Below are 26,997 nucleotides of genomic sequence, written 5' to 3'. Positions count from 1 at the left end.
GTGAGCGCAACAAACCTAGAACGTGCTCGTGGGACGCACCTTGTTCGCCATGTCGACCAGCGTGTAGCGGTGCCGCTGCGTGGGGGCGACGCGGGCCAGGCTGCGCAGTGACGCCTCGACGCCCAGCCGCAGGCCGTGTTCGGTGAACGGGAAGCCGAGGATGTGATTGGTGCTGGCCTCGTTGTCCTGCAGCCAGTCCATCGCTCCGCCCAGCACCAGGGCGCGGATCTGCAGCACCCGCGGCTCGGTGGGCGGCAGCGCCTCGACGCGTCGGGCCGCGTCGCGGATCTGCGCCTCGGTGATCTCGCCGGCGGAGCGGCCGGACATCAGCGTCACCGCGCTGGTCAGCCGCGCGGTGGTGAAATGCCTTGAGGTGGGCGGCACCTCGTCCAGCGTGTTCACCGCGTCCTCGCGATTGCCTTCGGCCGAAAGGGATCTGGCCAGCCCGAAAGCGGCCGAGATCACGCCGTCGTTGGTTTTCCACACCGTCTCGTAGAACTTGTGCACATCGGTGCTACCGGCCAGCTCGGCGGTGGCGGCCAGCGCCAGCTTGGGCGCGAGCTCGCCGGGGAAGGTGTCCAGCACCTCGGTGAAATGCTTTGTGGCCGACTCGTAGTCGCCGGTCAGCAGTTCGGAGACGGCCCGGTACCACACCAACCGCCACCGCCAGCCGACCCGCTCGGCCAGGTCGTCGAGCTTGCGGGTGGCCTTGGCCACGTCGCCCAGGTCCAGCAGCGCGCGGACCTCCATCAGCGGCAGCTCGATCGACTCGGCCACCTCGATGCCGTCGGCGTCCAGCGAACCGTGCCGCGCCGCGCGCAACGAGTCCAGCGTCTGCACCGGTTGGGACAGCACCGTCGCCTGTAGCACCGGGGCGGCGACGTCGGCCGGATCCACCAGCGGGACCGGCAGGGCGGTGACGATCTCCCGGGCGGTCAGCTTCTCCGAATGGACCTGGCCGTCCAGGTACACGTCGGTGTGCGCGACCAGCAGGTCGACCCCGAACGTCGAACGGCTCGGGGAAAAGATCGTCGACAGGCCGGGCCGCGGGATCCGGGTGTCCTGGGCGACCACCTCCCGCAGCACGCCCATCAACTGGGCCGACATCTCCTCGGCGGTGGAGAACCGGCGCCGCGGATCCGGGTCGGTGGCGCGGCGCAGCAGCCGGCCGAACGAGTCGTAGTTCTTCAGCACGGGGTCGTCGTCCGGCAGCCCGTCCACGTAGCGGCCGTTGCGGGTGCGCAGGTTCAACGTCAGCGCCGCCAGCGTGCGCCCGACCGTGTAGATGTCGGTGGCCACCGTCGGGCCCGTCCGCACGATCTCAGGCGCTTGGAAACCCGGTGTGCCGTAAAGGTATCCGAACGAATTGATCCGTGACACCGCGCCCAGGTCGATCAGCTTGAGCTGCTCCTCGGTGAGCATGATGTTCTCCGGCTTGAGGTCGTTGTAGACCAGGCCGATGGAATGCAGGTAGCTCAGTGCGGGCATGATCTCGAGCAGGTAGGCGATGGCCTCGGAGACCGGAAGCTTCTCGGATTTCCCGTGTTTGAGATTGCGCCGCAGTGACTGCCCGCCGATGTACTCCATGACGATGTATCCGACCGGCTCCCCTTGCCGGTCGGTGTGCTCCACGAAGTTGAAGATCTGCACGATCTGCGGGTGCACCACCTCGGCGAGGAACTGCCGCTCGGCCATCGCGATCGCCTGCGCCTCGGCGTCGCCGGAATGCACCAGGCCCTTGAGCACCACCGGGCGGTCGTTGACGTTGTGGTCGACGGCCAGGTAGACCCAGCCCAGCCCGCCGTGCGCGATGCAGCCCTTCACCTCGTACTGGCCCGCGACGGTGTCGCCCGGATTCAGCTGCGGCAGAAACGAATACGGGCTCCCGCAGGCGGGGCACCAGCCCTCCGACGCGCCTTTGCCCTCGGAGCCGGAGCGGCCGACGGGCTTTCCGCAGTTCCAGCAGAAGCGCTTGGCCTCCGGCACCACCGGATTGGTCATCAGCGCCTCGAGCGGATCGATGTCGCGCACGCGCGGGATCTCGACCAGCCCGCCGCCCAGCTGCCGGGTCGGCGGCAGCACCCGCGTGGCCACCGTCACCCGCTCCGGCGCCTCGGTGTCTATGCCGGGGATGAGGAAGTCGTCGTCGTCATCGTCGTCGAAGTCGGGACGGAACAGCGCCTGGGTGGCCTGCGGCCGCGATTCCGCGGCCGCGCCCGTCTGCACGTCCGGCGCCCGGGATTCTTCGGCATCCATCGGCTCGGCCATCAGTCCACGTACCTCGGCGTGGGCGGGGCGGGCGCCGGCCCCAAGACCGTCAACCACTTGCGGTACAACGTGTTCCACGTCCCATCGCGGCGGATGCGTTCCAGCGTGCCGTTGACGAACCGGACCAAGCCCGGGTTGTTCAGGTTGACGCCGATGCCGTAGGGCTGGGTCGCCATGTTCGGCCCGACGATGTGCAGGTACGGGTCTTCCTCCACCAGCCCGGCCAGGATCGAGTCGTCGGTGCTGACGGCGTCGATCTCACGCTGCTGCATGGCCACCAGGCAGTCGGCCCAGTTGACCACCGACACGATGACCGGCGCCGGGTCGATCTGCTGGATCCGGTGCAGCGACGTGGTGCCCCGGGCCACGCAGACCCGCTTGCCGGAAAGGTCGGCCGCCCTGACGATCGGCGAGTCGCGCGGGGCCAGGATGCGCTGGTTGGTGTCGAGGTAGACGGTGGAGAAGTTCACCAGCTTGCGCCGCTCACAGGTGATGGTCATGGTCTTGACGACGACATCGACCTCCGAGCGCTGCAGCGCGGTGACCCGTTCGTCCGACGACAGGATGCGGTACTCGACGTGCGAGGGGGCGCCGAAGATGTCGCGCGCGATCTCGCCGGCGATGTCGACGTCGAAGCCGGTGATCTCGCCGGTGATCGGGTCGCGGAAGCTGAACAGGTTGCTGCCGATGTCGAGCCCGACGATCAGCCTGCCGCGGGCGCGGATGTCGGCGACGGCGGCGTCGGCCTCGGCCTTGTTGGGGAAGGGGCGCAGGCTCGCCGTCAGGTCACAGCCCTGACTCGGGTCGTCCGGCGGCAGCGGCGGCTCTGGGGGCAGCTGCTGCATGCCGACCGGCGTGGGCGGCGGCAGGGTCGGCGCGGTGGCCACGGTCAGCGACTCGGTGTGGCCGCAGCCCGCGAGCAGGCCGACCGCGGCGAGCGCCCCCAGGCAGCGCCGGATCACCGGTACTCCTTGAGCCGCGGCCACAGGCCCAGCGCGACGGCGATGGCCGCGCCGAGGGACAGCACCACGCCGCCGACCTGGGCGCCGGACAGCCCGCTGCGCGCGTTGAGCACGTCGTTGCGCAGGTGGGTGCGGCTCTGGTCCATCGCCTTGCCGAGTTGGTCCTCGAGCTTGTCGAACGCCGGGGTGGAGTCGTCCTCGCCGCTGCCCAGCGCGACCTGGGTGGCGGCGCGGTAGTTGCCGACCGAGATGTAGGAGTTGATCCGGTCGTTAGCCTGCCGCCAGCGCAACAGCAGCTGATCGGCGCCCTGCAGGTCGGGCTTGTCGACGGCGTCGCTGCGCGACATGTACTGGTCGAGCTGCTCGTGCATCGAGTCGATGCGCTGGTAGAACGACTGCTTGCGCATCTCCTCGTCGCCGCGGCGGATCAGCGACAGCGTCTCGTCGGCCCGCGCCTGCTGCGCGGTGATGGCGACGTTGGTGACGGTCCGCAGGGACTCCGCGGCGGTGTCCTTGGCGCTGCGACTCGCGGCCGTCGAGATGGTCAGCGCGGTTCCCACCCATACCACCATGACGAGGATACCGAGGGCGCCGACGACCAGCCCTGGGTTGATTCGGCGCCGGGTGCGGCGCGCCAGCCAGCGATGCGAGAACGCGCCGAAGACCACCGTGCTGGCGACGACGAGGATCACCGGGGCCGGGAAGTGAGTGGACGCGGTGGTTTCGCTGTCCACCCGATCGGTGGTCGCCTGGTACAGCTGTGCCGCGTCGGGCAGGATGCGCGACTGCATCAGCCCGGAGGCCTCCGACAGGTACGACGACCCGACGGGATTGCCCTCCCGGTTGTTGGTCCGCGCGATCTCGATCAGCCCGGTGTAGACGGCCAACTCGGCGTTGATCCGGCCGAGCAACTGCACCAGCGGTTCGTCGGTCAGCCCGCTCGACGCCCTCGTCACGGCCACCGCGGCGTCGGTGATGGCCTGCTCGTAGCGCTGCCGGACCGGGCGCGGCTCGGCCTGCGCGATGAACGCGGTGGCCGCCGCGGCGTCGGCCACCGACAGCGTGGTGTAGAGCCGTCCCGCGGCGAACGACAGCGGCTCGGTGTGGTTGAGCACGGTCGACAGCACCTGCTGGCGGTGGTTGATCGTCGTCGACGTGGCGAAGGCGCTGGAGACGCCGAGGGCCGCCAGCACGATCCCGATCGTCAGGATGCGCCCCGGCGTGGTGGAGATGAACCACCAGCGGGGATGGGCCGGTTCGGCCGGCGACCGCGACCCCTTCGGTTCGGTCGACGGGTGCGCCAGCTCAACCGTCACGTCTGATCAGCCCTCATAACTTTCGGCCCACGGGATAAAGGAATTCTAAGAGAATGTTCCGGCGGATGGGGGGAGGCGAGTCAATTGACCGCCGGGGTCGCCTGCATATCCTGATCACGTGCACGGCGACGGTGACGGATGGGTGGTCTCCGATAGTGGCGCCCACTACTGGGGCCGCTTCGGCGCGGCCGGCCTGCTGTTGCGCGCGCCGCGGCCCGACGGCACGCCCGCGGTGCTGCTGCAGCACCGGGCCGTGTGGAGCCATCAGGGCGGGACGTGGGGTCTGCCGGGCGGGGCCCGGGACAGCCACGAGACGCCGGAGCAAACCGCCGTCCGCGAGGCGCACGAGGAGGCGGGCCTGCCGGCCGAGCGGCTCGCCGTGCGCGCCACGGTCGTCACCGCCGAGGTGGCCGGGCTCGGCGGCACCGCCTGGACCTACACCACCGTCGTCGCCGACGCGCCCGAGCTGCTGGACACCGTGCCCAACCGGGAAAGCGCCGAGATGCGCTGGGTCGCCGAGAGCAAGGTGGCCGACCTGCCGCTGCACCCCGGCTTCGCCGCCAGCTGGCAGCGGCTGCGTACGGAGCCGGCCCTGTTGCCGCTGGACCACGGCGACGAGCGGCGCCATCACCTGCCGCGCACCCTCGAGGTCGAGGCCGGCGTCTTCGTGTGGTGCATGCCGGGTGCCGCCGACGAGGAGCCGTCGCAGCTGAGCCGCTTGATCAGCTCGCTGCTGCAAGCGCCGACCTGAGCGCCGCGGCCGCAGCCCGCGGATCCTGCGCCGCGGTGATCGCCCGCACCACGACGACGCGGCGCGCGCCGGCGCCGAGCACCTCGGGCAGCCGCTGCGCGTCGATGCCGCCGATCGCAAACCACGGCGTGTCCCCGGACAGTTCGGCCGCGGCACGCACCAGGTCCAGACCGGGCGCCGGGCGGCCCGGCTTGGTCGGGGTGGGCCAGCAGGGCCCGACGCAGAAGTAATCGCCCTCGGCGGCGGCAGCGGCGGCCTCGTCCCGGTCGTGGCTGGACAGGCCGATCAGCACCTCCGGCCCGACGATGTCGCGGGCCACGGCCGGCGGCAGGTCGCCCTGGCCCAGGTGCAGCACGTCGGCGCCGGCCGCGCGGGCGATGTCGGCGCGGTCGTTGACCGCGAACAGGGCGCCGTGCCGGCGGGCCGCGTCGGCGAGGATCTCGCACGCGGCCAGCTCGCCGCGGGCCTCCAGCGGACCGAACCGCCGTTCACCCGCCGACCCCTTGTCGCGCAGCTGGACGATGTCGACCCCACCGGCCAGGGCGGCGTCGACGAACTCGGCCAGGTCGCCGCGCTCCCGGCGCGCGTCGGTACACAGATACAGCCTCGCCGACGCGAGACGAGCGGACGGTTGGTGCACACCGCGACGCTAGCGCGCTAGCGTGGAACCCGAAGAGCACGGGAGTCCCAGCGACCGGGGGCTGAGAGTGGGCGCGCGCGCCCTTACCGTCACACCTGATCCGGGTCATGCCGGCGAAGGGAGCAAAGGATGCCGGACTTACTGGCCGTCGTCGGCGGCGGCGTCATCGGGCTGTCGGTGGCGCGCCGCGCGGCGCGGGCCGGATGGTCGGTGGTGGTGCACCACACCGGCGAGCCGGGCGCGTCCTGGGTGGCGGGCGGCATGCTCGCCCCGCACAGCGAGGGCTGGCCCGGCGAGGAGCGGCTGCTGCGGCTGGGCCTGGACTCGCTGCGGCTGTGGCGCGAGGGCGGCTTCACCGACGGCTGGCCGCCGGAGGTGATCACCGCCCGCGAGTCGCTGGTGGTGGCCGTCGACCGCGCCGACGTCGCGGACCTGCGCACCGTCGCCGACTGGTTGTCCGGGCAAGGCCATCCGGTGGTGTGGGAGCCGGCCGCCCGCGACGTGGAACCGCTGCTGGCCCAAGGCATCCGGCATGGCTTTCGGGCGCCCACCGAGCTGGCGGTGGACAACCGCGCCGTCCTCGACGCGCTGGGCCGCGACTGCGAACGCCTCGGGGTGCGGTTGGCGGGGCCGGTGAGCGACCTCGCCCGGGTCGAGGCCGACGCGGTGGTGGTCGCCAACGGCATCGACGTGCCCGCGCTGTTGCCGGGCCTGCCGGTGCGGCCGGTGAAGGGCGAGGTGCTGCGCCTGCGCTGGCGAAAGGGATGTATGCCGTTGCCGCAGCGGGTGATTCGCGCCCGGGTGCACGGGCGGCAGGTGTACCTGGTGCCGCGCCCGGACGGGGTGGTCGTCGGCGCCACCCAATACGAGCACGGGCGTGACACGGCGCCGGCGGTGTCGGGGGTGCGTGACCTGCTCGACGACGCGTGTGCGGTGCTGCCGGCGCTCGGCGAGTACGAGCTGGCCGAGTGCGCGGCCGGGCTGCGCCCGATGACACCCGATAACCTGCCCATCGTGGCACGCGTGGACGAGCGAACCCTGGTGGCGGCGGGCCACGGCAGGTCCGGGTTCCTGCTGGCGCCGTGGACCGCCGAACAGGTTGTGGCCGAGCTGCTCCCGGTCGGAGCCCGGCCATGATCGTCACGGTCAACGAGAAACCGGTCGAGGTCGACGAGCGGACCACCGTCGCCGCGCTGCTGGAATCGCTGGGCTTTCCCGGCCGCGGCATCGCGGTGGCGATGGACGACGCGGTGCTCCCGCGATCCGACTGGGCCGCAACGCTTTTCGATGGTGCCCGACTCGAGGTGGTGACGGCGGTGCAAGGTGGCTGATTCGAAACTGACGATCGCGGATCGCAGCTTTGCCTCGCGGCTCATCATGGGCACCGGCGGGGCGACGAACCTGGCGGTGCTGGAAGAGGCGCTGATCGCGTCGGGCACCGAGCTGACCACCGTGGCGATCCGCCGCGTCGACGCCGAGGGCGGCACCGGACTGCTGGACCTGCTCAACCGGCTGGGCATCACGCCGCTGCCCAACACCGCGGGCTGCCGCGGCGCGGCCGAGGCGGTGCTCACCGCGCAGCTTGCCCGCGAGGCGCTGGACACCAACTGGGTCAAGCTCGAGGTGATCGCCGACGAACGCACGCTATTGCCCGACGCCGTCGAATTGGTCCGCGCGGCAGAGCAATTGGTCGATGACGGGTTCGTCGTGCTGCCCTACACCAACGACGACCCGGCGCTGGCGCGCCGGCTCGAAGACGCCGGTTGCGCGGCGGTGATGCCGCTGGGCGCCCCCATCGGCACCGGCCTGGGCATCACCAACCCGCACAACATCGAGATGATCGTCGCGCGGGCCGGCGTCCCGGTGGTGCTGGACGCCGGCATCGGCACCGCGAGCGACGCCGCGCTCGCGATGGAACTGGGCTGCGACGCCGTGCTGTTGGCCACCGCGGTGACCCGCGCCGCCGACCCGCCCGCGATGGCCGCCGCCATGGCCGGGGCCGTCACCGCCGGATACCTGGCGCGGCGGGCCGGGCGGATCCCCAAACGATTCTGGGCGCAGGCGTCCTCGCCCGAACGATGAAACGTTATGTCGCGCTGGGCAGTTCGATGGCTGCCGGCCCCGGCATCCGGCCCCGGGCCGCCGACGCCCCGCGGTTCTCGGGCCGATCGGCCCGCAACTATGCGCACCTGGTCGCCGAACGGTTGAGCCTGGAACTGGTTGACGTCACCTTTTCCGGCGCCACCACCGCCCACGTGCTCGCCGAGCGCCAGCACGGCCGGCCGCCGCAGATCACCGCGCTGGACGGCTCCGAGGCCCTGGTCACGGTGACGGTCGGCGGCAACGACGTCGGCTACGTTCCGCTGTTGATGGCCGCCTCCCTGCCGCCCGCCGCGCGGCGCCTGCCGCTGCTCGGCGGGCTGATATCCGAACTGCTGGACCGCGACACGCGCGACCGGGCGCTGGCCGGCGCGTTCGATTCGTTGTGTGCGGTGGGGACGGCGTTGCGGCAGCGCGCGCCGAAGGCCCGGATCGTTTTCGTCGACTACCTGACCATCCTGCCGCCCGCGGGTACGCCGGCCCCGCCGCTGTCGGAGGCGGACGCCGACCTCGGGCGGCACGTGGCCGCGACCCTCGAACGCCTCACCGCCGACGCGGGTGCGGCGACCGGCTGCGAGGTCGTCGGCGCCGCCGCGGCCAGCCGTGAGCACCACGCCTGGTCGGCCGAGCCGTGGACGACCACCCCGGCGCGCTACGTCGTGTCGCTGCCGGGCCGGCCGGCCCCGCTGCACCCCAATGGCGCCGGGATGCGCGCGGTCGCGGAATTACTTGCCGCGCAACTGTAGAAGGTCAGCCGTTGGTGCGCCACCACTGGTAGAGCGCGTTGACGTCGGTGTTGGACGCGCGGATGTGGCTCAACACGTTCTTGGCGTCGGTGGTCCAGGTGATGACCGCGGCGCTCTTGTAGGTTCCGCACGCCACCTGTCCCGCCGTCGCGCCGGTACTGCCCGTGTGCCAGGTGCCCGGCGATTGGCCGTTGTCCCCGCACGGGCTCAGCGACACGCCGTTGATGCCGCCGGTGAACGCGGCGGCCAGGTCGCTGCCGTTGCTGTAAAGCTGGTAGACGCCGGCGGCCGGGCCGTTGGGGTCGGGGCTTTGCCCGCAGTCGAGCTCGGCCAGGATCGGGCCGGAGAGCGGGGCCGGCTGGCAATTGTTGAGGCCGTAGCCCTTCGACAGATTGGCGGCCAGCGTGTTGATGTCCGCCGAGCTACCCGTGCCGGGGTCCGCGGTCGCCGTGGCGGTGCCGACGATGACCGAGGCGCCCATGAGCGCCGCGGCCGACGCCGCCCGCAGCGCCTTGGTGAGAGGGGACATTCTGAACTCCTTCGTTGAGTTGGAAAACCAAGCAACCGAGCATCTTTCGGGCGTCAGCCGTTCGCGCGCCACCACTGGTAAAGCGCCGGGACATCGTTGTTCGAGCCACGAATGAGGCTCAGGACGTTTTTCGCGTCCGTGGTCCAGATGATCTCTGCGGCATTCTGATAGGTCCCGCATGCCACCGATCCGGAGTTGGCGTTGTTGCTGCCCTGATGCCAGGTCGTGGGCGACTGGCCGGCGTCCCCGCAGGCGGTCAGCACGTCGTCCTTGATGCTGGTCTTGAACGAGCCGGCCAGGTTGTCGGCGTTGTTGAACAGGATGTACCTGGCCTGGATCGGGCCGCCGGGGTCGGGGCTCTGCCCGCACGTGAGCACGGCGAGTTCACCGGCGTCGAGGTTTCCCGCGGTGCAGTTGTTGAGGCCGTAGCCCTTCGACAGCACGGCGGCCAGCGTGTTGATGTCCGAGGAGCTACCGGTATTGGTCGGGTCCCCGGCCGCCGTGGCGGCACCGGCGATCGCGCAACCGCCCGCGGTCAGGGTGGCCGCCGCGGCACGCAGCGCCTTGCTGAGATGAGACATCTTTGGCTCCTAACGGTGCGTCGTCACCGGAAATAGTGCTTCCGCTAAAGGGATCGTAGGGCTATGTCCTGTCCATGCAATACATTCCGCTGGAAATTATCTGTCTGGTCATCATTGACGGCACCGGCGGCCAAAGGTATGTGATCGGGAAAGCGGTTGAAAGTGTGTGACTTTCGAACCCCCGGGGCCCGGTCGACGCGGCGGGTGGCAACGCCGACGCGGCCGGCGGATCCGTCACGGCGCCGCCGGAAATAGCGAATTTCGCGGAGATAGTGCCCTCGCGGCGCCGCTCCGGTATGGTAAGCACCGCTCGACGCCAGCTAACTCGCCTCGACTGGAGAATCCATGACACAGCCGCCCCCTCCGCCCGGATACCCGCCACAGCAACCTGCCGGGCAAGCGCCGAACAACTACTTGGTGTGGTCGATTCTGGTGACGCTGTTCTGCTGTCTGCCCTTCGGGATTGTGGCGATCGTCAAATCCAGCCAGGTCAATGGTTTGTGGGCGCAGGGGCGTTACGCCGAGGCTCAGGCGTCCGCCGACAGCGCCAAGAAATGGGTGATCTGGTCGGTGGTCGTCGGTGTGGTTGTCGGTGTCATCTACGCCATCCTGATGGCGGTTGGTGCGCTGAACACCAACACCAATGCGGCGCTTGCCGCGATGTTCTAAGCCGGCGTTGCGATCATGGTGACCCGCCCCGGGTCGGCGCGCCTCGGTCTGGGTGCGCCGCTCCTGGTGGCGGCGTCCACCACGCTGGTCTGCGCCGCCACCTGGGTGGGTGATCCGACGACCCCGGGCGGGCCGCTGCCGGTGTGCCCCACCAAGGCCCTGTTGGGCATCGACTGCCCGGGCTGCGGCAGCGCGCGAATGTTGTATTCCCTTATGCACGGCAACGTGTCGGCGGCCGCCAGGTTCAACGCGCTGGGCCTGGTCGCGCTGGTGTTGCTGGTGTGGGCGTATGCGGCCTGGACCTACGGCCGGGTGACGGGCCGGCCGGTCCGGGGCTGGCAGCACCAGCGCTGGGCGGCGGCGGTGACGCTGGCGCTGGTCACGGCCTGGTTTGTGGTGCGCAATCTGCCCTTTGCGCCATTCACCGCGCTGTATGTCTAGCCTCAGGGCGGTGCTCGCCGTCGTCGCCCTGACCGCCTCTCTGACCGGCTGCCATCATCACCGCGACAGCTCGCAGCAGGCCACCGGTGACCCCGCCGCGGCCGATTTCGCCGACGCCCTGCACAAAAAGGTCGCGGCCGACGCGATGATGGCGCATCTGACGAAGCTCCAGGACATCGCCAACGCCAACAACGGCACCCGCGCGGTGGGCACTCCCGGCTACGAAGCCAGCGTCGACTACGTGGTGGATACGTTGCGCAAGAGCGGCTTTGACGTCCAGACGCCCGAGTTCTCGGCGCGGGTGTTTCACGGCGACAAGCCCGAGGTGACGGTCGGCGGCGCGGCCGTGGAGGCGCGCGCGCTGGAGTTCAGCCGCGGCACCCCGCCCGACGGGGTGAGCGGGCCGCTGGTGGCGGTGCCCCCGGAGCACGACCCGGGCTGCAAGCCTGTCGACTTCGACGGGCTTCGGGTGCAGGGCGCGGTGGTGCTGGTCGACCGCGGCACCTGCCCGTTCGCGCAGAAGGAAGATGTCGCGGCGCAGCGCGGCGCCGTGGCGATGATCGTCGCCGACAACGTCGACGAGCAGCAGATGGGCGGCACCCTCGGACCCGACACCGACGTGAAGATCCCGGTGGTGAGTGTCACCAAGTCCACCGGATTGCAGCTGCGCGGTCAGCCCGGGCCGACGACCATCAAGCTCAACGCCAGCGTCCAAAACGTCAAGGCCCGCAACATCATCGCGCAGACCAAGACCGGGTCGACTACCGACGTGGTGATGGCGGGCGCGCACCTGGACAGCGTGCCCGAGGGTCCGGGCATCAACGACAATGGGTCTGGAGTGGCCGCCGTTCTGGAAACCGCGGTGCAGCTTGGGAACTCGCCGCCGGTGCACAACGCGGTGCGGTTCGCCTTCTGGGGTGCGGAGGAACTCGGAACGATCGGGTCGCGCAACTACGTCGAGTCGCTGAATCTCGACGGGCTCAAAGACATTGCGTTGTACCTGAACTTCGACATGCTCGCATCGCCGAATCCCGGCTACTTCACCTATGACGGGGACCAGTCGCTGCCGGCGGACGCCCGCGGCCAGCCGGTGGTGCCGGAAGGCTCGGCCGGAATCGAGCGCACCCTGGTCGCCTACCTGAAGTCGGCGGGCAAGACCGCCCAGGACACGTCGTTCGATGGGCGTTCGGACTACGACGGATTCACGCTGGCCGGCATCCCGTCGGGCGGCCTCTTCTCGGGCGCCGAGACCAAGATGTCCGCCGATCAGGCCAAGCTCTGGGGCGGGACCGCCGACCAGCCCTTTGATCCCAACTACCACCAGAAGACCGACATCCTCGACCACATCGACCGCACCTCGCTGGGCATCAACGGCGGCGGTGTGGCCTACGCGGTGGCCTTCTACGCGCAGGACCTCGGCGGCCGGAATGGCGTGCCGGTGCTGGCCGATCGCACCCGCCACACGCTCAACAAGCCATGATCCGCCGGCTGGCCGCGGCGCTGACGCTGATCGGCTTGGTAGCGGGGTGCTCGCCGTCGCGACCCGCGCCGCAGGCGGCTCCGGATCTGGCCCGGGGACTGGCGGCAAAGGTGACCGCGGACCGGATGCTCGTGCACCTGCGCGCGCTGCAGGCCGTCGCCAACACCAACCGCGGAAACCGCGCCGACGGCACCCCGGGGTTCGACGCCAGCGTCGACTACGTGGCGAAGGCGTTGCGGGACAGGGGCTTTAAGGTCATGACCCCGCAATTCGACCGGCTCTACAACGTCTCACCGGGTAAGCCGACGCTGACGGTGGCCGGCCGCACCTATCAGGTCGACCAGGCGTCGATGCTGGTCCGTACGCCGCCCGGCGGCCTGACCGGGCCGCCGGTTCACCCGGCGCGGCCGTCGGGCTGCGCCGTCGGCGATTACCCCGCCGCCCTGCCCGCCGGCGCGATCGCCGTCGTCGACGACGCCGGCTGCTCGGTGGTCGACAAGCAGAACAGCGCCGTGGCCAAGGGCGCGGCGGGGCTGATCGTGCTCAGCGCGCCCAATGGGCAGGGCGCCCCGCCGACGCTGTTCGGCCCCGGCTATTTCAAGCAGCTGACCGTGCCGGTCGCCGTCGTCGGCCCCAACGGCGCCGCTGCGCTCGCCCACGACAGCGCGCCGGTGCGCCTGGTGCTGGACGCCGAGAACCGCACCATCTCGTCGCGAAACGTGTTGGCGCAGACCGAAACCGGCTCCCCGCATGAGGCGATCGTGGTCGGCGCGCATCTGGACGGGCCGCGCGACGGTCCGGGGATCAACGACGACGGGACCGGCGTGGCCGCGGTGCTGGAAACGGCGCTGCAGCTGGGGCCGCTGGCGGCGGTGAACAACGCGGTGCGGTTCGTGTTCTGGGGCGCCGACGAGGACGGCCTGAATGGCGTGATGGACTACGTCTTCGGGATGGACCGCGATCAGCTCAACGACATCGCGATGTACCTCGACTTCACCATGCTTGGTTCGCCGAACGCCGGCTTCTTCACCGACGACGGCGACCAGTCCGGTCCGCCCACGCCCGGCATCGCATTCGGCGACGTGCCCGAGGGCTCGGCGGGCATCGAGCGCACCCTGGGCGGCTACCTCAACCTGGCCGGCAAGCGGCCCGCCGACATGCCGCTGGGCACCATGACGGACTACCACCCCTTCATGGTCGCGGGCGTGCCGGTCGGCGGTCTGACCGCCGGCGCCACGCAGCTGAAGACCACGGTGCAGGCGCGCCTGTGGGGCGGTCAGGCGGGCGTCCCGTTCGACCCCAACTTCCAGAGCCCGCGGGACACCGTCGACGCCGTCAACCGGGACGCGTTGGCGGTCATGGGTTCCGGCGTGGCGTTCGCGGTGGGCACCTACGCGGAGTCGATCGGCGGCGTCAACGGCGTCCCGCCGCACGACAAGCGGCATCGCACGCGGGTGCCGTAGCTGCCGGCGAGGTTGTCGGACGGCCGTGGCATACTCGAACATATGTTCGACACTCGCCTGCACGATTATTGGGAGCCCCCGGTCACGGAGGGTTCTGCGGCGCTGATTGGGCGGATGTGTGGGGCAGGGCGGGCCGAGGCGCGGGCGGCGGCGGATCGGTTGGATGCGATCGGGGAGTTGTTCGAGCTGCGCCGCGCCCAGCGCGGGGAAGAAGCCGATTGGGCGGTGGATACCTGGGCGGCGGTGGGTGCCGAAGTGGCCGCGGCGTTTCGGACCAGCCTGGCGATGGCGGGCAGTTACCTGCGCTACGCCTTGGCGATGCGGCAGCGGCTGCCGGCGGTGGCCGCGGTGTTTCGGGCCGGCGACATCGATTACCGGTTGTTTCAGACGCTGGTGTATCGCACCGATCTGATCACCGACCCGCAGGTGTTGTCCCGGGTGGATGCCCAGTTCGCGGTGTGTGCGCCGCGGTGGCCGTCGATGACGCGGGGCCGGCTGGCCGGCGAGATCGATCGGGTGGTCGCGGCCGCGGACCCGGATGCGGTGCGCCGCAACAAGGACCGCCTCCAGCGGCGCGAGGTGTCGATCTGGGAAACCGAGCCGGGGATGTCGGAGATCTACGGCCGGTTGTTCAGCACCGACGCCAACGCGCTCGAGCAGCGCCTGGATGCCCTGGCCGCCAGCGTGTGCGAGGCCGATCCGCGCACGCGTGATCAGCGGCGCGCCGACGCGCTCGGGGCATTGGCCGCCGGGGCCGATCGGCTGGGCTGCCGGTGCGGGACGCCCGACTGCGCCGCGGGTGGGCGTGCCCCTAGTCCGGTGGTGATCCATGTCGTCGCCGAGCGGGCCGCCATCGAGGGTCGTGGGTCGACGCCGGCGGCCATCCTGGGCGGCGAGGAGCTGATTCCCGCCGAGCTGGTCGCGGAACTGGCCAAAACCGCCACGCTGAGGCCACTTTTCGCCCCGACCGATCCGGAGCCCGGCTACACCCCGTCGACCAAGCTTGCCGATTTCGTGCGCTGCCGGGATCTGACGTGCCGAGCGCCGGGCTGTGACCGCCCGGCCATCGACTGCGATGTGGACCATACGATTCCCTATGCCGACGGGGGTGCCACGCACGCCTCGAACCTGAAATGCCTGTGCCGGCTTCATCATTTGCTGAAGACCTTCTGGGGCTGGCGCGATCAACAGCTGCCCGATGGCACCGTCATCTGGTGGCTGCCCGGCGGACACACCTATGTCACCTTCCCCGGCAGCGCGCTGCTGTTTCCCGGCCTGTGCGCGCCCACCCCGGCATGCCGCCGGGGCGCATCCGCCGAGCGCGGCGGCGGGCGCACCGCGAAGATGCCGTCGCGCACCAGGACCCGCGCCCAAAACCGGGCCCGCTACGTGGCCACCGAACGCCGACACAACCGCGAGGCCCGCACCGCCCGCCAGGCCGAAACCTGGAGCTACCCGGGACCCGCCCCGCCCAATGAGGACGACGAACCGCCGCCCTTTTAAGGCGTGGTCGGAGGACCCGAATTTAGGGGATGAATACCGCCTGGCCCGTTGAAATTTGGGCTGGCATAGTTAGCCGGGCCATCTAGAATGAGATCCCTTTGATGCTGCCTTGCAGCCCGGTCGGGATGAGGTTTGTCATGAATGTGCGCGGGCCGAGTCGACGTCTGAGGGCGGCAATCGCCTGCGCGGGGGCGGTACTCGTGGTGGCGGGCTGCTCCACGTTCGTCGACGGGCGCGCCCTGTCCATGCTCAACGACCCCTTCCGGGTGGGCGGCCTGCCCGCGACCAGCGGCCCCAGCGGGATCCGCGCGAACGCACCCGCGCCCACCGGCACGGTGGTCAACACCGACAACGGGCCGATCGACAAGCTGTCCCTGCTCTCCATCAACGACATCGAGGACTACTGGAAGTCGGTGTACAGCGAATCGCTGAAAGGGACTTTCATCCCGGTCGCCAAGATGGTGTCCTATGACTCCGACGATCCGAGCAGCCCGATCGTTTGCCATAGCGAGACCTATAAGCTCGTCAACGCCTTTTTCACCTCGCGCTGCAACCTGATCGCCTGGGACCGCGGCGTGTTCATGGCCATCGCGCAACGCTATTTCGGTGACATGTCCGTGAACGGCGTGTTGGCGCACGAATTCGGGCACGCCTTGCAGCAGATGGCGAAATTGGTCACCAGAACGGACCCGACCATCGTCCGCGAACAGCAGGCCGATTGCTTCGCGGGCGTGTACCTGTTCTGGGTGGCCGACGGCAAGTCGCCGCGCTTCACGCTGAGCACCGCCGACGGGCTCGACCATGTGCTGGCCGGAATCATCACCACCCGCGACCCGGTCCTGGACACCGACACCAGCAACGACGACGAACACGGTTCCGCCCTGGACCGGATCAGCGCCTTCCAGATGGGTTTCATCGACGGCGCCTCGGCGTGCGCGGGGATCAACAAGCAGGAAATCGCACAGCGCCGCGGCGACCTGCCGACCGCCCTGCGGACCGACACCAGCGGCGACCCCGAGACCGGGGAGGTCCCGATCAACGAGGACACGTTGTCCACGCTGATGGAGCTGCTGGGGAAGATCTTCTCCCCCAAGAGCCCGCCGACGCTGTCCTACAAGCCGGCCGATTGCCCCGACGCCAAGGCCAGCCCGCCGGCGTCGTACTGTCCGGCGACCAACACCATCGTGATCGACCTGCCCGGGCTGGCGAAGGCGGGCAAGGTCGCCGCCGAGAACGAGCGCACCCTGCCGCAGGGGGACGACACCGCGCTGTCGATGGTGATGTCGAGGTACGCGCTGGCGGTGCAGCACGAACGCGGCCTGGCGATGCAGAGCCCGTGGACGGCGCTGCGCACGGCGTGCCTGACCGGCGTCGTGCATCGCAAGATGGCCGAACCCATCGAGCTGCCGTCCCAGAAGCAGCTGGTGCTGACGGCCGGCGATCTCGACGAGGCCGTCTCCGGCCTGCTGATCAACCACCTGGTCGCCAGCGACGCCGACGGCACCAGCGTGCCGGCCGGCTTCACCCGGATCGCGGCGTTCCGCGGCGGCGTGGCCGGCAACATGGACGCCTGCTACTCGCGCTATCCCGGCTAGGCTCAGGCGATTTCGGCGATCCGGGGAACCACCTCGTCGCCGAGCCGGCGAATGAAACCGACCGGGTCGGGGTTGCCGGGCACGGGACCGGTGTTGATCATCTCGACCCCGAGCGAGGCATAACGCTCGACCGTCTTCAGGTACGCGTCGGTGTCGGTGAAGGGATCGTCGAAAAAGCCGACGGTCTTGCGGATCTCGGCGGGATCCCTGCCCACCGCGTCGCAGTGTCGGTTCAGCACGTCGACCTTGTGCTTGAGCGCCTCGACGTCGTTCGTCGTGCTGTTCCAGACGTCGGCGTACTGGGCGACCAACCGCAGCGTCTTCTTCTCGCCGTCGCCGCCGATCAGGATCGGCGGTCGCCGAATCGGTTGCGGCACACAGATCGTCTCGGCCAGCCGATAATGCTTGCCGTTGTAGGGCCCATCGTTGTCGCTCCACATCTGAAGGCAGACCTGCAGCGCCTCTTCCAGCATCTCGAACCGCGCGCCGAGCGGCGGGTACGGAACCCCGAGGCCGGCGTGTTCGCGGTCGTACCATGCCGCGCCGAGGCCGAGCATGGACCGGCCCGCCGATAGCACGTCCAGCGTCGTCACCGTCTTGGCCAGCACGCCCGGGTAGCGGTAGGTGACCCCGGTGACCAGCAGGGCCAGGTCGATGGTCGTCGTCTGCCCGGCCAGGAATCCCAGCGACGTGTAGCCCTCGAGGAACGGATCCTCTGCTCGCCCAACGGCTTCCATCTGGAAGAAGTGGTCGGCCAGAGTGAACAGCGTGGCCCCGCCCTGCTCGGCGGCCTTGGCCGCGCCGGCCAGCGTCGGGCCTAGCTTCGCCGGATCCCCCGGCAGAAAATCGATGAAGTGAACGCCCAATTCCATTGCGGTATCTCCTCGTCTCGTCACTCGGTCAGACGCTCGAGCAGCGACAGCGCGTCGAGGATGATGCGGCGTTCCCGTTCGGAATACCGCTCCTCCATGGCGCGCGCCAGCCATTCCTCCCGCAACCGGCGATCGCTCTCGGCGCGCCGCCGGCCCTTGGCGGTCAGCGAAACCACCTGGCGGCGGCCGTCTTCGGGGTCGGGCGTGCGGTCGATGAGCCCGCGTTGCTCGAGCGCGGCCACGATCGTGGCCATCGACTGCGGCCGCACCCCTTCGGCACCGGCCAGCGCGCTGGCCGACGACGCTCCCTCTTTCCAGAGGCGGGTGAGTACCGCGGTCTGGGACGGCGTGAGGTCCTCGTCGACCCCCAGACTCCGCAGCCGGCGCCGCAGCCGGCTGAACAGCACCCGCAGATCGCGGGCGGCCGCCACGGCCGAGTCGGTGATGCCGTCCATGACCCGATCCTAAATTAGACAGTTGAAACTGTCCAGTTTTAACTGTCTAAATCACGTCATGCAGATGTTGGCGAAGATCAGGACCGGCCACGACACGAAGTTTTTCCTGCATGGTTCGAAGGTCATGTTGAGCGGACCAGTCGCAGCGCGGCCTCGACCGCGAGGGCGGGCACGTCGAGGGTCTTCGAGCGCAGGTCGTGGCGCGCGCCGGTGATTTCGACGACCTCGGTCGCCGCGGCGATCAGCGCGGCGGCGGCGCGCAGTTCGTCGGGCGTGCCGAACGGATCGGACGTCCCGTGGGTGAAGACGGTGGGCACCCGGATGTTCCGAAGGTGTTCGGTGCGCGGGCGCTCCGGCTTGCCCGGGGGGTGGAGCGGATACGAGAACAGTGTCAAGACGTCCACCGCGGCCTCGCCGGCTGCCACCACCATGGACGTCTGCCGGCCGCCGTAGGAGTGCCCGCCGGCGATCAGCGGGCCGGCGGAAAGGCCGCGGCACAACGTGATCGCCTCGACGATTCCCTCGCGGTCGCCGGCCGCCGAACCGGACGGCGGGCCCTTGGGCCGGCGCCGGCGGTACGGCAGGTTGTAGCGCACCGCGAGCCAGCCGCGCCGGGCCCACTCGTCGCAAACCTGTTGCAGCAGGGGCGATTCCCGGTCGCCACCGGCTCCGTGGGTCAACACCACGACACCGGCGGGTGGCCCGTCCGGTTCATGCGCGACGCCCGCGATCCCGTCCAGGTTCACGAGAGCCTGAACAGGGGCGAGACGGGGCCGTGGCCACCGCCCAACGGATAGGACGCGCGCAGGGATTCGGTGACCCAGCGCTTGCCGAACTCGACCGCGTCGGGCACGGTGAACCCGTGCGCCAGCGCGCACGCGACCGCGGCCGCGAGCGTGTCGCCGCCGCCGTGGTCGTTGCCGGTGGGCAACCGCGGCGAGTCGAACTCGTGGAAGTCGGCGCCGTCATAGAGCAGGTCGCAGCTGCGCTCCGAGGAGCGCAGGTGGCCGCCCTTGACCAGCACCCAGTGCGGGCCCAGCGCGTGCAGCGCCTTGGCCGCCGCGCGCTGCGACGCGGCGTCGGTCACCTCGATGTCCACCAGCAGCCGCACCTCGTCGAGGTTCGGTGTCACCAGCGTGGCGAGCGGAAACAGCTGGCCGCGCAGCGAATCCAGGGCTGAGGACGCCATCAGCGCGTCGCCGTGCATGGACGCGCAGACCGGGTCGACGACGAGCGGCACCGTCAACCCGAGCCGGCGCCAGGTTGCGGCCACCGCCGCGATGATGGACGACGACGCCAGCATCCCGGTCTTGGCGGCCTGGATGCCGATGTCGGTGACCACGGCCTCGATCTGGTCGGCGACGACGTCGTCGGGAACCTCGTGAAAGCTCTTGACCCCCAACGTGTTCTGCACGGTGACCGCGGTGACCGCGACGCAGGCGTGCACGCCAAGCAGCGCCATGGTGCGCATGTCGGCCTGGATGCCCGCGCCGCCGCCCGAGTCCGAGCCGGCGACGGTCAGCACGCGCAACGGCGTGGCGCCCGGTGCGGCTAAGGGCAGGAAATTCACTGGGTGATCGGCAGATACACCCGATTGCCGTGCTCGGCGAACTCCTGGGACTTTTCGGCCATGGCCGCCTCGATGGCTTCCTCGCTGTCGAGGCCGTGCGCGGCCGCGTAGTCGCGGACATCCTGGGTGATGCGCATCGAGCAGAACTTGGGACCGCACATCGAGCAGAAGTGCGCGGTCTTGGCGGGTTCGGCCGGCAGCGTCTCGTCGTGGAACTCCCGCGCGGTGTCGGGGTCCAGCGACAGCGCGAACTGGTCGTTCCAGCGGAACTCGAAACGTGCAGTGCTCAACGCGTTGTCGCGCTCCTGGGCGCGGGGGTGCCCCTTGGCCAGGTCGGCCGAGTGGGCGGCGATCTTGTAGGCGATCACCCCGTCCTTGACGTCCTTGCGGTCCGGCAGCCCCAGGTGCTCCTTGGGCGTCACGTAGCACAGCATCGCGGTGCCGGCCTGGGCGATGATCGCCGCGCCGATCGCCGACGTGATGTGGTCGTAGGCCGGCGCGATGTCGGTGGCCAGCGGGCCCAGCGTGTAGAACGGGGCCTCCTCGCAGAGCTCCTCTTCCAGCCGCACGTTCTCGACGATCTTGTGCATCGGGACGTGCCCGGGGCCCTCGATCATCACCTGTGCGCCATGGGCTTTCGCGATCTTGGTCAGCTCGCCCAGGGTGCGCAGCTCGGCGAACTGGGCGGCGTCGTTGGCGTCGGCGATGGAGCCCGGCCGCAGCCCGTCGCCGAGCGAGAAGGTGACGTCGTAGCGCGCGAAGATGTCGCACAGTTCGGCAAAGTTGGTGTACAGGAACGATTCCTGGTGATGAGCCAGGCACCAGGCCGCCATGATCGACCCGCCGCGGGACACGATGCCGGTGACGCGCTTGGCGGTCAGCGGCACATACCGCAGCAGCACGCCGGCGTGCACGGTCATGTAGTCCACGCCCTGCTCACATTGTTCGATCACGGTGTCGCGGTAGATCTCCCAGGTGAGCTCGGTCGGATCGCCGTTGACCTTCTCCAGCGCCTGGTAGATCGGCACGGTGCCCACCGGCACCGGCGAATTGCGCAGGATCCACTCGCGGGTCTCGTGAATGTTCTTGCCGGTGGACAGGTCCATGATGGTGTCGGCGCCCCAGCGGGTGGCCCACACCATCTTGTCGACCTCCTCGGCGATCGACGACGTCACCGCCGAATTGCCGATGTTGGCGTTGACCTTGACCGCGAACGCCTTGCCGATGATCATCGGCTCGCTCTCGGGGTGGTTGTGGTTGGCCGGGATCACCGCGCGGCCGCGGGCCACCTCGTCGCGCACCAGTTCGGCGGGCATGCCCTCGCGGGCCGCGATGAACGCCATCTCGGCGGTGATCTCCCCGGCGCGGGCCCGCTGCAGTTGGGTGCCGCGGTCGCGGACCACGCCGGGCCGCGCCGGCAGCCCGGCCGCCAGGTCGATCGCCGCGTCCGGGTCGGTATAGGGCCCGGACGTGTCGTAGAGGTCGAAGTGGTCCCCGGTGGACAGGTTGACCCTGCGGAAGGGCACCCGCGCGCCGCCGTCGAGCTCGCGGTAGGCCTTGCTGCTGCCCCAGATGGGTCCGGTGGTGACGGACGGCTCGATAGTGGTGGTCATTCTCATCTCCCTACGCCGGCATTACCCGGTCAGGTTCGTACGGTCGACGGCCCCGAGCCGTCCTCTCAGCGCACTCGGCGTGCGCTCCCGCGTCTAATGGATTGGTCCGTCCGCGACGTTACCCCCTTGGCGGTAGCCGCGAGTACCCACCTGGTGGGAGGATGCAAACGTGCAACCCGCCGAGAGCCCGACGCAGCCGACCGGTGCAATCGAGGCCGCGACCAGGTACCTGAACGTCGGCGCCTTCCGCTTCTGGTTCGTCGGTCAGCGCTGGGAATGGTCCGACGAGGTGGCCAGGATGCACGGTTACGAACCCGGCCAAGTGGCGCCGACGACCGAACTGCTGCTGTCGCACAAGCATCCCGAGGATCGGGCCCACGTCCAGGACCTGCTGGACTACGCCCTGCGGTCCGAGGAGTCGTTTTCCAGCCGCCACCGCTTTCTCGACACCGCGGGCAACGTGCACGACGCGATCGTGGTGGCCGACCGCATGCTGAACGATTCCGGCGCCGTGGTGGGCACGGCCGGGTATTACATCGACCTCACCGACACCTTCGACGAGGCGCGCCAGGAAGTGCTCGACGAGGCGCTGCCGGACCTGTTCGAGAACCGCGCGGCCATCGAACAGGCCAAGGGCGTGCTGATGTACGTGTACCGCGTCAGCGCCGAGCAAGCCTTCCGCGTACTGCAGTGGCGCTCGCAGGAGACCAATGTGAAGCTGCGCTCGCTGGCAAAGCAATTGCTCGCCGACGTCACGACGCTGCCCGCCCCCAGCGCCGCCGTCCAAAGTCAGTTCGACCACCTGCTGCTGACGGTGCACGAACGCATTCCGCCGGAGACTTCCGGGTAATCGCTAGGCTTCGAAACATTCTTTCCTGGGCATGCTGCTGATTCGGGGCGTCGCGGCGACGCCCAGGGAAGGACTTCGGCTTGCTCGAGGTGGTGGAAGGCATGGAATTGTTGGCGGTTGACCACGAGGCCCGGGAGGACGCCGTACTCGTTCGCGTCAAAGGCGATGTCGATTCCAGCACCGTCGACCAGCTCACCCCCCATCTGATCGCCGCGCTGCAGGTGGCCGCGAAGCACCCGGCCCGGTTGGTGATCGTCGACCTGCAACCGGTGACCTTCTTCGGGAGCGCGGCGTTGAACGCGGTGCTCGATTGCCACGAGAGCGGGAAGGAAGCCGGCACGTCGGTGCGACTGGTGGCTGACAACGACCAGGTTCTGCGGCCGATCCAGGTCACGGAGCTCGATCGCATCCTCGAGGTCTATCCGACGCTTTCCGACGCGCTGCAACGCGAACGCCGGCAATGAACCCGCTGCCGGCCGACCTCGCGGCCGCGGTCGCCCTGGGTGGCGAGATGGGCCGCCGGTTTGCCGAGTTCGACTGGGCCGCACACCCTTTGGGATCGCCGCAGGGGTGGCCGGCCGAGTTCCGGGCGGCAACGGTGACGGCGCTGACGTCGCGGTTCCCGATCGTGCTGTGGCTGGGGTCGCAGGATCTGTTCCTGGTTTACAACGACGCGTACATCTCGGCGCTGTCCGACAAGCACCCGTCCGCGCTGGGCCGGCCCGGCCGGGAAGTGTGGTGGGACATCTGGGATTCGATCAGCCCCATGCTGGCGAGCGTCATCGCGACGGGCAAGGCCACCTGGTCCGACGACCTGCTGCTGACGATGGTGGTCGAAGGCCGGCGGCTGGACCGGTATTTCACCTTCACCTACGGCCCGCTGATGGGCGACGGCGGCGACGTCTCCGGGATTTTCTGCGCGGTCAACGAAACGACCGAGCGGGTGATGGGGGAGCGGCGCCTGCACCTGCTCAACGACGTGGCCTCCGCCGCCATGGGCACCCAGACCATCGACGACGCGGTGGCCGCGGCCGCGGCGGTGTGTGCGGCCCAGCCCGCGGACGTGCCGTTCATCGCCGCCTACGTCGCCGACGCGGACGGCGAGCTCGCCCTGCGGGGCGCGACGGCGTCGGTGCTGCCGGTCCTGCCGCGATCGCTTCCGGCGCTGGCCGATTCCGGGTCGAAGTCGGAGATCGGCAACGTAACTGCGGCGGTTCCCGGGATCGAGGCGATCCTCGGTGGCGACTGTCCGGAGCGGGCGCTGGTGTTGCCGCTGGGCGAGGGCACCACCGCCGGGGCGCTGGTGGTCGGCATCAACCCGCGCTGCCCGCTCGACGAGCAGTACCGCGGCTTCTGCCAGCTGCTGGCCGACCAGCTGTCGGCGACATTCGCGCGGATCAACTCCTACGAACAGCAGCGGCTGCGGGCCGACGCGCTCGCCGAATTGGACCGCGCCAAGACGGCGTTTTTAACCAACGTCAGCCACGAATTTCGCACGCCGCTAACGCTTTTGCTCGGCCCGCTGGAGGACGCGCTGTCCGATGCACCGCCGGAAAGCGCGCTGGAGGATCGACTGACCACGGCGGCCCGCAACGCGCGGCGCCTGCAGCGCCTGGTCGACTCGTTGCTCGATTTCTCGCGCATCGAGGCGGGCCGGGCGAACGCGAAACTGGTGTGCACCGACGTCGGCGCGCTCACCGAGCACATCGCGTCGTCGTTCACCGAGCTGTGCCAGCGGGCCGGCCTGGACCTCGTGTTGGACTGCGGCCCGGCGCTTGCCGACGTCGACCCGGGCATGTGGGAAACCATCGTGCTCAACCTGCTTTCCAACGCCGTCAAGTACACGCTGCGCGGCTCGATCACGGTCGAGGTGCGCGCCGAGGCAGCGGATTGCCGAATCACGTTGCGAGACACCGGGGTCGGGATCGGCCCGAAGGACCTGGACCGCCTGTTCGAGCGCTTTTACCGGGCCGACAACATCCGCGGCCGCAGCGTGGAGGGCGCCGGCATCGGGCTGTCGCTGGTGCGCGGCCTCGTCGAGCTGCAACGCGGAACGGTGGAGATCGAGAGCGAACCGGATCGCGGCACCACGGTCACCATCCGGCTGCCGCGATCGGTCGCGGGCGCGCCCCAGTCCCCCGTGGGGGCGCGGGACGTGAGCAACCCGTACGTGGCCGAGGCGCGTCAGTGGCTGACTCCCGTCGCGGACCCGGGCGCGGCGGCCGCCGCGCTTGACGGGCCGCGCCAATTGGTGCTTGTCGCCGACGACAACGCCGACATGCGAGCCCACCTCGAGCGCGTGTTATCGCCCCGTTGGCAAACGGTTTTGGTCGCCGACGGTCGGTCGGCGCTGGCCGCGGCCAGGGAGCTGCGCCCCGACGCGATCGTGACCGACATCATGATGCCGGGCCTCAGCGGCTTCGATGTGGTCGCGGCGCTTCGCGCGGATCCGGACTTGGCGGCGACGCCGGTCCTGATGCTGTCGGCGCGGGCCGGCGCGGAGGCCGTCGACGAGGGCTTCGCCGCGGGTGCCGACGACTACCTGCCCAAGCCGTTCCGGTCGCAGGAGCTGGTGGACCGGGTGGCGTCGCGGCTGTCCGCGGTCACCCGCGAGCGCGATCGCCTGCGGCGCGAGGCGCCGCTCGACCTGGCGCCGCTCGACTCCGCGCTGCAGGCGACCGACTCGGTGGCCGGAATATTGCGCGCGCTGATCGACGCGGGCCCCGGTTCGGCGGATCCCCCCGCCGTGACGATCGGGTTGTTCGACGGCGAGCGCCACGTCCGGTTCGAGTACGCCGGTGACGTGCCCGCCGAGGTGCGGGACCGCTACCACGTCGCCGCGCTCGACGCCCCGCTGCTCGGGGTCGACGTGGTGAACACCGGAGAGCCGATGGTCGTCATGGACACCTTCGACCTGCCCCCGCGCTATGAGCACGCGGTGCGCGACACCGCCGCAAGCGTCCGCGCGTGCGTCGCTCATCCGTTGCGGGACAACGGAGGTCGCGTTATCGGCGTGCTGGCCCTGCTGTGGCCGACGCCGCGCCAATTCGATGCGGCGGAACTCGACACGTTCCGCCGGGTGGCCGCGCTCACCCAGTCGGCGGTGGACCGGGTGCGCGTCATGGCGCGCGAGCACCGGATCGCCGTCGACTTCCAGGAGCACCTGCTCGACTTGGATCGCGGCTCGACCGCGGCCGTCGTGGCGGCCGTCTACCAGCCGGCCGGGGAGGCGATGCGCGTCGGCGGCGACTGGTACTCGGTCACCCCGCTGGGCCGCGCCGGCCAGATCGGCATATCGGTGGGCGACGTCGTCGGGCACGGCCTGGCCGCCGCGATCGTGATGAGCAGGCTGCGCGCCGCGGTGGCGGCCTCGGCGCTCAGCGCGGCCGAGCCGGTCGCGGTGCTGGGCGCGCTGGACCGCTACGCCGCCAGCGTCACCGGCGCCCGCTGCGCGACGGTGGCCTACGCACTGGTCGATATCGGCGCGGGCGGCGCCACCGTCAGCTACAGCTGCGCCGGGCACCCGTACCCGTTGCTCGTTCCCCCCGACGGTGATCCGGTGTACCTCGAGTCGGGTCGGCGGCCCCCGGTGGCCGTCGCGGACAACGGCTCGGACAACCCGTCCGCCCACGACGCCGCGACGGCCGAGCTGGCGCCGGGCAGCCTGATCCTGCTCTATACCGACGGACTCATCGAGCGCGCCGGGGAGACGCTGGACGACGGGTTCGCCCGCCTGAAGGCCGCGGCCGCCCTTTGCGCCGATCTGCCGGTCGAATCGGTGTGTGCCGAGCTCCTGGCGCGGATGACCCCGCCGGCGGGCTATCGCGACGACGTGGTGGTGCTCGCCCTGCGCCCGAGCCACACGGCGGCGCGCAGCTTCGCCACCGTGCTGCCGGCGGTGCCGGCGCAGATCCCCGTCGCGCGCCGGCAGCTGCGGGGGTGGCTGGACAGCATCGCCACCGTGCCGCGCCGCGAGGAGGACGTCCTGCTGGCGACGGGGGAGGTGGTCACCAACGCCATCGAACACGGCAGCCGCGGCGAGCCGCGGCGGACGGTCTCCGTCGAGGCCTTCGTGCGCGGGGACACCGTCGCGGTCACCGTCAGCGACACCGGGAGCTGGGTCGGCGATTCGTCGGCCAGCCTGCGCAGCCGCCGGCGCGGGCGGGGCCTCACCCTGATCGGCGGGCTAGCCGACCGCGTCGCCACCGTTCGCACCCCGGGAGGCACCCGGGTCACGCTGGAGTTCGACGGCGCGGGGAGTGCCTAGGCCTCTTCCATGGCCTCGCCGAGCTCCTCGAGGAGCCGGTTGTGGTGGTTGCTCGCCAGCACGTGGCCGGCGGCGATGACCAGCGCGACGGGCCAGTCGATGAGTTCGAATGCCGCCAGGGCGGCCAGGCCGCCGTAGTAGGCCAGTTGCTCCGGGCGCGGGATCTCGACCTGGCCCACCACCGGCACGTTCACCACGAACGTTTCACCCTCGCGGATCTTCTCCACGGCTTCGCGCTGCGAGGTTCCCTTGCGCGTTTTCTTTTCGGCCATGATTCGCCTTTCGGTAACGAAGGGTTTGCCGCCCCGCCCGGTACTGAGACCAAC

General features: G+C 70.1%; 26 protein-coding genes and 2 riboswitches. Of the genes, 14 read left to right on the top strand and 12 right to left on the bottom strand.

The window, feature by feature from the left end:
* Positions 1-15: 15 nt before the first annotated feature.
* From AC5Y2S_RS12020 to glnX, 3 genes are read right to left on the bottom strand one after another with little or no spacing between them, the layout of a single operon-like run.
* Positions 16-2,268, bottom strand: coding sequence for a serine/threonine-protein kinase PknG (locus AC5Y2S_RS12020; protein ID WP_499956356.1), 2,253 nt, complete (start codon positions 2,266-2,268; stop codon positions 16-18).
* A complete protein-coding gene (locus AC5Y2S_RS12015; RefSeq protein WP_499956355.1) occupies positions 2,268-3,230 on the bottom strand; it encodes a glutamate ABC transporter substrate-binding protein in 963 nt (320 codons plus the stop codon). The genes AC5Y2S_RS12020 and AC5Y2S_RS12015 overlap by 1 nt, the downstream gene beginning before the upstream one ends.
* A complete protein-coding gene (glnX, locus tag AC5Y2S_RS12010) occupies positions 3,227-4,546 on the bottom strand; it encodes a protein kinase G-activating protein GlnX (protein ID WP_499903057.1) in 1,320 nt (439 codons plus the stop codon). The genes AC5Y2S_RS12015 and glnX overlap by 4 nt, the downstream gene beginning before the upstream one ends.
* A 118-nt stretch (positions 4,547-4,664) precedes the next feature.
* Between glnX and AC5Y2S_RS12005 the strand changes: the two genes are divergently transcribed.
* Entirely contained in the window at positions 4,665-5,297 is a 633-nt protein-coding gene (locus AC5Y2S_RS12005) for an NUDIX hydrolase (protein WP_499956354.1), read from the top strand.
* Here AC5Y2S_RS12005 and thiE read toward each other — a convergent pair.
* Positions 5,269-5,937, bottom strand: coding sequence for a thiamine phosphate synthase (thiE, locus tag AC5Y2S_RS12000; RefSeq protein ID WP_499956353.1), 669 nt, complete (start codon positions 5,935-5,937; stop codon positions 5,269-5,271). The two genes, AC5Y2S_RS12005 and thiE, sit on opposite strands and share 29 nt — an antisense overlap.
* Before the next feature lie 28 nt (positions 5,938-5,965).
* Positions 5,966-6,076, top strand: a riboswitch (TPP riboswitch).
* Here thiE and thiO point away from each other — a divergent pair.
* From thiO to AC5Y2S_RS11980, 4 genes are all read left to right on the top strand, one after another.
* Positions 6,067-7,074: a glycine oxidase ThiO gene (gene thiO, locus AC5Y2S_RS11995; protein ID WP_499956352.1), complete on the top strand. Its 1,008-nt coding sequence runs from the start codon at positions 6,067-6,069 to the stop codon at positions 7,072-7,074. (Overlaps the previous riboswitch by 10 nt.)
* A complete protein-coding gene (thiS, locus tag AC5Y2S_RS11990) occupies positions 7,071-7,268 on the top strand; it encodes a sulfur carrier protein ThiS (RefSeq protein WP_499956351.1) in 198 nt (65 codons plus the stop codon). The genes thiO and thiS overlap by 4 nt, the downstream gene beginning before the upstream one ends.
* The gene (locus AC5Y2S_RS11985) at positions 7,261-8,019 is read left to right on the top strand and encodes a thiazole synthase (RefSeq protein ID WP_499956350.1); all 759 of its coding nucleotides are present in this window, start codon (positions 7,261-7,263) and stop codon (positions 8,017-8,019) included. The genes thiS and AC5Y2S_RS11985 overlap by 8 nt, the downstream gene beginning before the upstream one ends.
* Positions 8,016-8,783 carry an SGNH/GDSL hydrolase family protein gene (locus AC5Y2S_RS11980; RefSeq protein ID WP_499956349.1) on the top strand — a complete coding sequence of 256 codons (768 nt, stop codon included), beginning with the start codon at positions 8,016-8,018 and terminating at the stop codon, positions 8,781-8,783. The genes AC5Y2S_RS11985 and AC5Y2S_RS11980 overlap by 4 nt, the downstream gene beginning before the upstream one ends.
* A 4-nt stretch (positions 8,784-8,787) precedes the next feature.
* Here AC5Y2S_RS11980 and AC5Y2S_RS11975 read toward each other — a convergent pair whose 3' ends face one another.
* Positions 8,788-9,312 carry a serine/threonine protein kinase gene (locus tag AC5Y2S_RS11975; protein WP_499956348.1) on the bottom strand — a complete coding sequence of 175 codons (525 nt, stop codon included), beginning with the start codon at positions 9,310-9,312 and terminating at the stop codon, positions 8,788-8,790.
* 53 nt (positions 9,313-9,365) lie between these two features.
* Positions 9,366-9,893: a serine/threonine protein kinase gene (locus AC5Y2S_RS11970; RefSeq protein WP_499956347.1), complete on the bottom strand. Its 528-nt coding sequence runs from the start codon at positions 9,891-9,893 to the stop codon at positions 9,366-9,368.
* A gap of 345 nt (positions 9,894-10,238) precedes the next feature.
* On the opposite strand from AC5Y2S_RS11970, the gene AC5Y2S_RS11965 reads away from it, so the two are divergent.
* The 6 genes from AC5Y2S_RS11965 (at position 10,239) to AC5Y2S_RS11940 (ending at position 17,044) form a co-directional block, all read left to right on the top strand.
* Positions 10,239-10,562: a CD225/dispanin family protein gene (locus AC5Y2S_RS11965; RefSeq protein ID WP_499903066.1), complete on the top strand. Its 324-nt coding sequence runs from the start codon at positions 10,239-10,241 to the stop codon at positions 10,560-10,562.
* 15 nt (positions 10,563-10,577) lie between these two features.
* The gene (locus AC5Y2S_RS11960; protein ID WP_499956346.1) at positions 10,578-11,003 is read left to right on the top strand and encodes a DUF2752 domain-containing protein; all 426 of its coding nucleotides are present in this window, start codon (positions 10,578-10,580) and stop codon (positions 11,001-11,003) included.
* Positions 10,996-12,483, top strand: a complete 1,488-nt coding sequence (locus AC5Y2S_RS11955; RefSeq protein ID WP_499956345.1) for a M28 family metallopeptidase — start codon at positions 10,996-10,998, stop codon at positions 12,481-12,483. Before AC5Y2S_RS11960 ends, AC5Y2S_RS11955 begins: the two co-directional genes overlap by 8 nt.
* The gene (locus tag AC5Y2S_RS11950) at positions 12,480-13,946 is read left to right on the top strand and encodes a M28 family peptidase (RefSeq protein ID WP_499956344.1); all 1,467 of its coding nucleotides are present in this window, start codon (positions 12,480-12,482) and stop codon (positions 13,944-13,946) included. The genes AC5Y2S_RS11955 and AC5Y2S_RS11950 overlap by 4 nt, the downstream gene beginning before the upstream one ends.
* Before the next feature lie 42 nt (positions 13,947-13,988).
* Positions 13,989-15,449 (top strand): HNH endonuclease signature motif containing protein, encoded by a 1,461-nt coding sequence (locus AC5Y2S_RS11945; protein WP_499956343.1) that lies wholly within the window; start codon positions 13,989-13,991, stop codon positions 15,447-15,449.
* Positions 15,450-15,574: 125 nt separating this feature from the next.
* Complete coding sequence (locus AC5Y2S_RS11940) at positions 15,575-17,044, top strand: neutral zinc metallopeptidase (protein ID WP_499956342.1); 1,470 nt, start codon at positions 15,575-15,577, stop codon at positions 17,042-17,044.
* A gap of 2 nt (positions 17,045-17,046) precedes the next feature.
* Here AC5Y2S_RS11940 and AC5Y2S_RS11935 read toward each other — a convergent pair whose 3' ends face one another.
* The 5 genes from AC5Y2S_RS11935 to thiC form a co-directional block, all read right to left on the bottom strand.
* Positions 17,047-17,916 carry an LLM class F420-dependent oxidoreductase gene (locus AC5Y2S_RS11935; RefSeq protein WP_499956341.1) on the bottom strand — a complete coding sequence of 290 codons (870 nt, stop codon included), beginning with the start codon at positions 17,914-17,916 and terminating at the stop codon, positions 17,047-17,049.
* Between the two features lie 20 nt (positions 17,917-17,936).
* The gene (locus tag AC5Y2S_RS11930; RefSeq protein WP_499956340.1) at positions 17,937-18,371 is read right to left on the bottom strand and encodes a MarR family transcriptional regulator; all 435 of its coding nucleotides are present in this window, start codon (positions 18,369-18,371) and stop codon (positions 17,937-17,939) included.
* Between the two features lie 122 nt (positions 18,372-18,493).
* On the bottom strand, positions 18,494-19,117 hold the full coding sequence (locus tag AC5Y2S_RS11925) for an alpha/beta hydrolase family protein (protein WP_499956339.1): 624 nt from the start codon (positions 19,115-19,117) through the stop codon (positions 18,494-18,496).
* Positions 19,114-19,941 (bottom strand): bifunctional hydroxymethylpyrimidine kinase/phosphomethylpyrimidine kinase, encoded by an 828-nt coding sequence (gene thiD / locus AC5Y2S_RS11920; protein ID WP_499956338.1) that lies wholly within the window; start codon positions 19,939-19,941, stop codon positions 19,114-19,116. Before thiD ends, AC5Y2S_RS11925 begins: the two co-directional genes overlap by 4 nt.
* Positions 19,938-21,554: a phosphomethylpyrimidine synthase ThiC gene (gene thiC, locus AC5Y2S_RS11915; protein WP_499903076.1), complete on the bottom strand. Its 1,617-nt coding sequence runs from the start codon at positions 21,552-21,554 to the stop codon at positions 19,938-19,940. The genes thiD and thiC overlap by 4 nt, the downstream gene beginning before the upstream one ends.
* Positions 21,545-21,655: riboswitch (TPP riboswitch) on the bottom strand. (Overlaps the previous gene by 10 nt.)
* A 107-nt stretch (positions 21,656-21,762) precedes the next feature.
* On the opposite strand from thiC, the gene AC5Y2S_RS11910 reads away from it, so the two are divergent.
* The 3 genes from AC5Y2S_RS11910 to AC5Y2S_RS11900 all read left to right on the top strand — a co-directional run bounded on the left by AC5Y2S_RS11910 (position 21,763) and on the right by AC5Y2S_RS11900 (position 26,671).
* On the top strand, positions 21,763-22,404 hold the full coding sequence (locus AC5Y2S_RS11910) for a PAS and ANTAR domain-containing protein (protein WP_499956535.1): 642 nt from the start codon (positions 21,763-21,765) through the stop codon (positions 22,402-22,404).
* 101 nt (positions 22,405-22,505) lie between these two features.
* Complete coding sequence (locus AC5Y2S_RS11905) at positions 22,506-22,868, top strand: STAS domain-containing protein (protein ID WP_499956534.1); 363 nt, start codon at positions 22,506-22,508, stop codon at positions 22,866-22,868.
* A complete protein-coding gene (locus AC5Y2S_RS11900) occupies positions 22,865-26,671 on the top strand; it encodes a SpoIIE family protein phosphatase (protein WP_499956337.1) in 3,807 nt (1,268 codons plus the stop codon). Before AC5Y2S_RS11905 ends, AC5Y2S_RS11900 begins: the two co-directional genes overlap by 4 nt.
* On the opposite strand, the gene AC5Y2S_RS11895 is transcribed toward AC5Y2S_RS11900, so the two are convergent.
* Positions 26,668-26,943 (bottom strand): hypothetical protein, encoded by a 276-nt coding sequence (locus AC5Y2S_RS11895; RefSeq protein WP_499956336.1) that lies wholly within the window; start codon positions 26,941-26,943, stop codon positions 26,668-26,670. The genes AC5Y2S_RS11900 and AC5Y2S_RS11895 overlap by 4 nt on opposite strands.
* Positions 26,944-26,997 lie beyond the last annotated feature (54 nt).

It is taken from the genome of Mycobacterium sp. NGS69, assembly GCF_059812165.1.
Note: the sequence above shows the minus strand (reverse complement) of the source record. Positions and strands in the feature narration are given on the sequence as shown.

What these genes read in the sequence shown, in the direction of transcription:
- AC5Y2S_RS11905 (WP_499956534.1), top strand. Translation starts at nt 22,506, where the DNA reads ATGGAATTGTTGGCGGTTGACCACGAGGCCCGGGAGGACGCCGTACTC.
- AC5Y2S_RS11900 (WP_499956337.1), top strand. Translation starts at nt 22,865, where the DNA reads ATGAACCCGCTGCCGGCCGACCTCGCGGCCGCGGTCGCCCTGGGTGGC.
- AC5Y2S_RS11960 (WP_499956346.1), top strand. Translation starts at nt 10,578, where the DNA reads ATGGTGACCCGCCCCGGGTCGGCGCGCCTCGGTCTGGGTGCGCCGCTC.
- AC5Y2S_RS11970 (WP_499956347.1), bottom strand. Translation starts at nt 9,893, where the DNA reads ATGTCTCATCTCAGCAAGGCGCTGCGTGCCGCGGCGGCCACCCTGACC.
- AC5Y2S_RS11965 (WP_499903066.1), top strand. Translation starts at nt 10,239, where the DNA reads ATGACACAGCCGCCCCCTCCGCCCGGATACCCGCCACAGCAACCTGCC.
- AC5Y2S_RS11975 (WP_499956348.1), bottom strand. Translation starts at nt 9,312, where the DNA reads ATGTCCCCTCTCACCAAGGCGCTGCGGGCGGCGTCGGCCGCGGCGCTC.
- AC5Y2S_RS11955 (WP_499956345.1), top strand. Translation starts at nt 10,996, where the DNA reads ATGTCTAGCCTCAGGGCGGTGCTCGCCGTCGTCGCCCTGACCGCCTCT.
- AC5Y2S_RS11940 (WP_499956342.1), top strand. Translation starts at nt 15,575, where the DNA reads ATGAGGTTTGTCATGAATGTGCGCGGGCCGAGTCGACGTCTGAGGGCG.
- AC5Y2S_RS11980 (WP_499956349.1), top strand. Translation starts at nt 8,016, where the DNA reads ATGAAACGTTATGTCGCGCTGGGCAGTTCGATGGCTGCCGGCCCCGGC.
- thiO (WP_499956352.1), top strand. Translation starts at nt 6,067, where the DNA reads ATGCCGGACTTACTGGCCGTCGTCGGCGGCGGCGTCATCGGGCTGTCG.
- AC5Y2S_RS11945 (WP_499956343.1), top strand. Translation starts at nt 13,989, where the DNA reads ATGTTCGACACTCGCCTGCACGATTATTGGGAGCCCCCGGTCACGGAG.
- AC5Y2S_RS11895 (WP_499956336.1), bottom strand. Translation starts at nt 26,943, where the DNA reads ATGGCCGAAAAGAAAACGCGCAAGGGAACCTCGCAGCGCGAAGCCGTG.
- AC5Y2S_RS12020 (WP_499956356.1), bottom strand. Translation starts at nt 2,268, where the DNA reads ATGGCCGAGCCGATGGATGCCGAAGAATCCCGGGCGCCGGACGTGCAG.
- AC5Y2S_RS11950 (WP_499956344.1), top strand. Translation starts at nt 12,480, where the DNA reads ATGATCCGCCGGCTGGCCGCGGCGCTGACGCTGATCGGCTTGGTAGCG.
- thiC (WP_499903076.1), bottom strand. Translation starts at nt 21,554, where the DNA reads ATGACCACCACTATCGAGCCGTCCGTCACCACCGGACCCATCTGGGGC.
- thiS (WP_499956351.1), top strand. Translation starts at nt 7,071, where the DNA reads ATGATCGTCACGGTCAACGAGAAACCGGTCGAGGTCGACGAGCGGACC.
- AC5Y2S_RS11935 (WP_499956341.1), bottom strand. Translation starts at nt 17,916, where the DNA reads ATGGAATTGGGCGTTCACTTCATCGATTTTCTGCCGGGGGATCCGGCG.
- AC5Y2S_RS11930 (WP_499956340.1), bottom strand. Translation starts at nt 18,371, where the DNA reads ATGGACGGCATCACCGACTCGGCCGTGGCGGCCGCCCGCGATCTGCGG.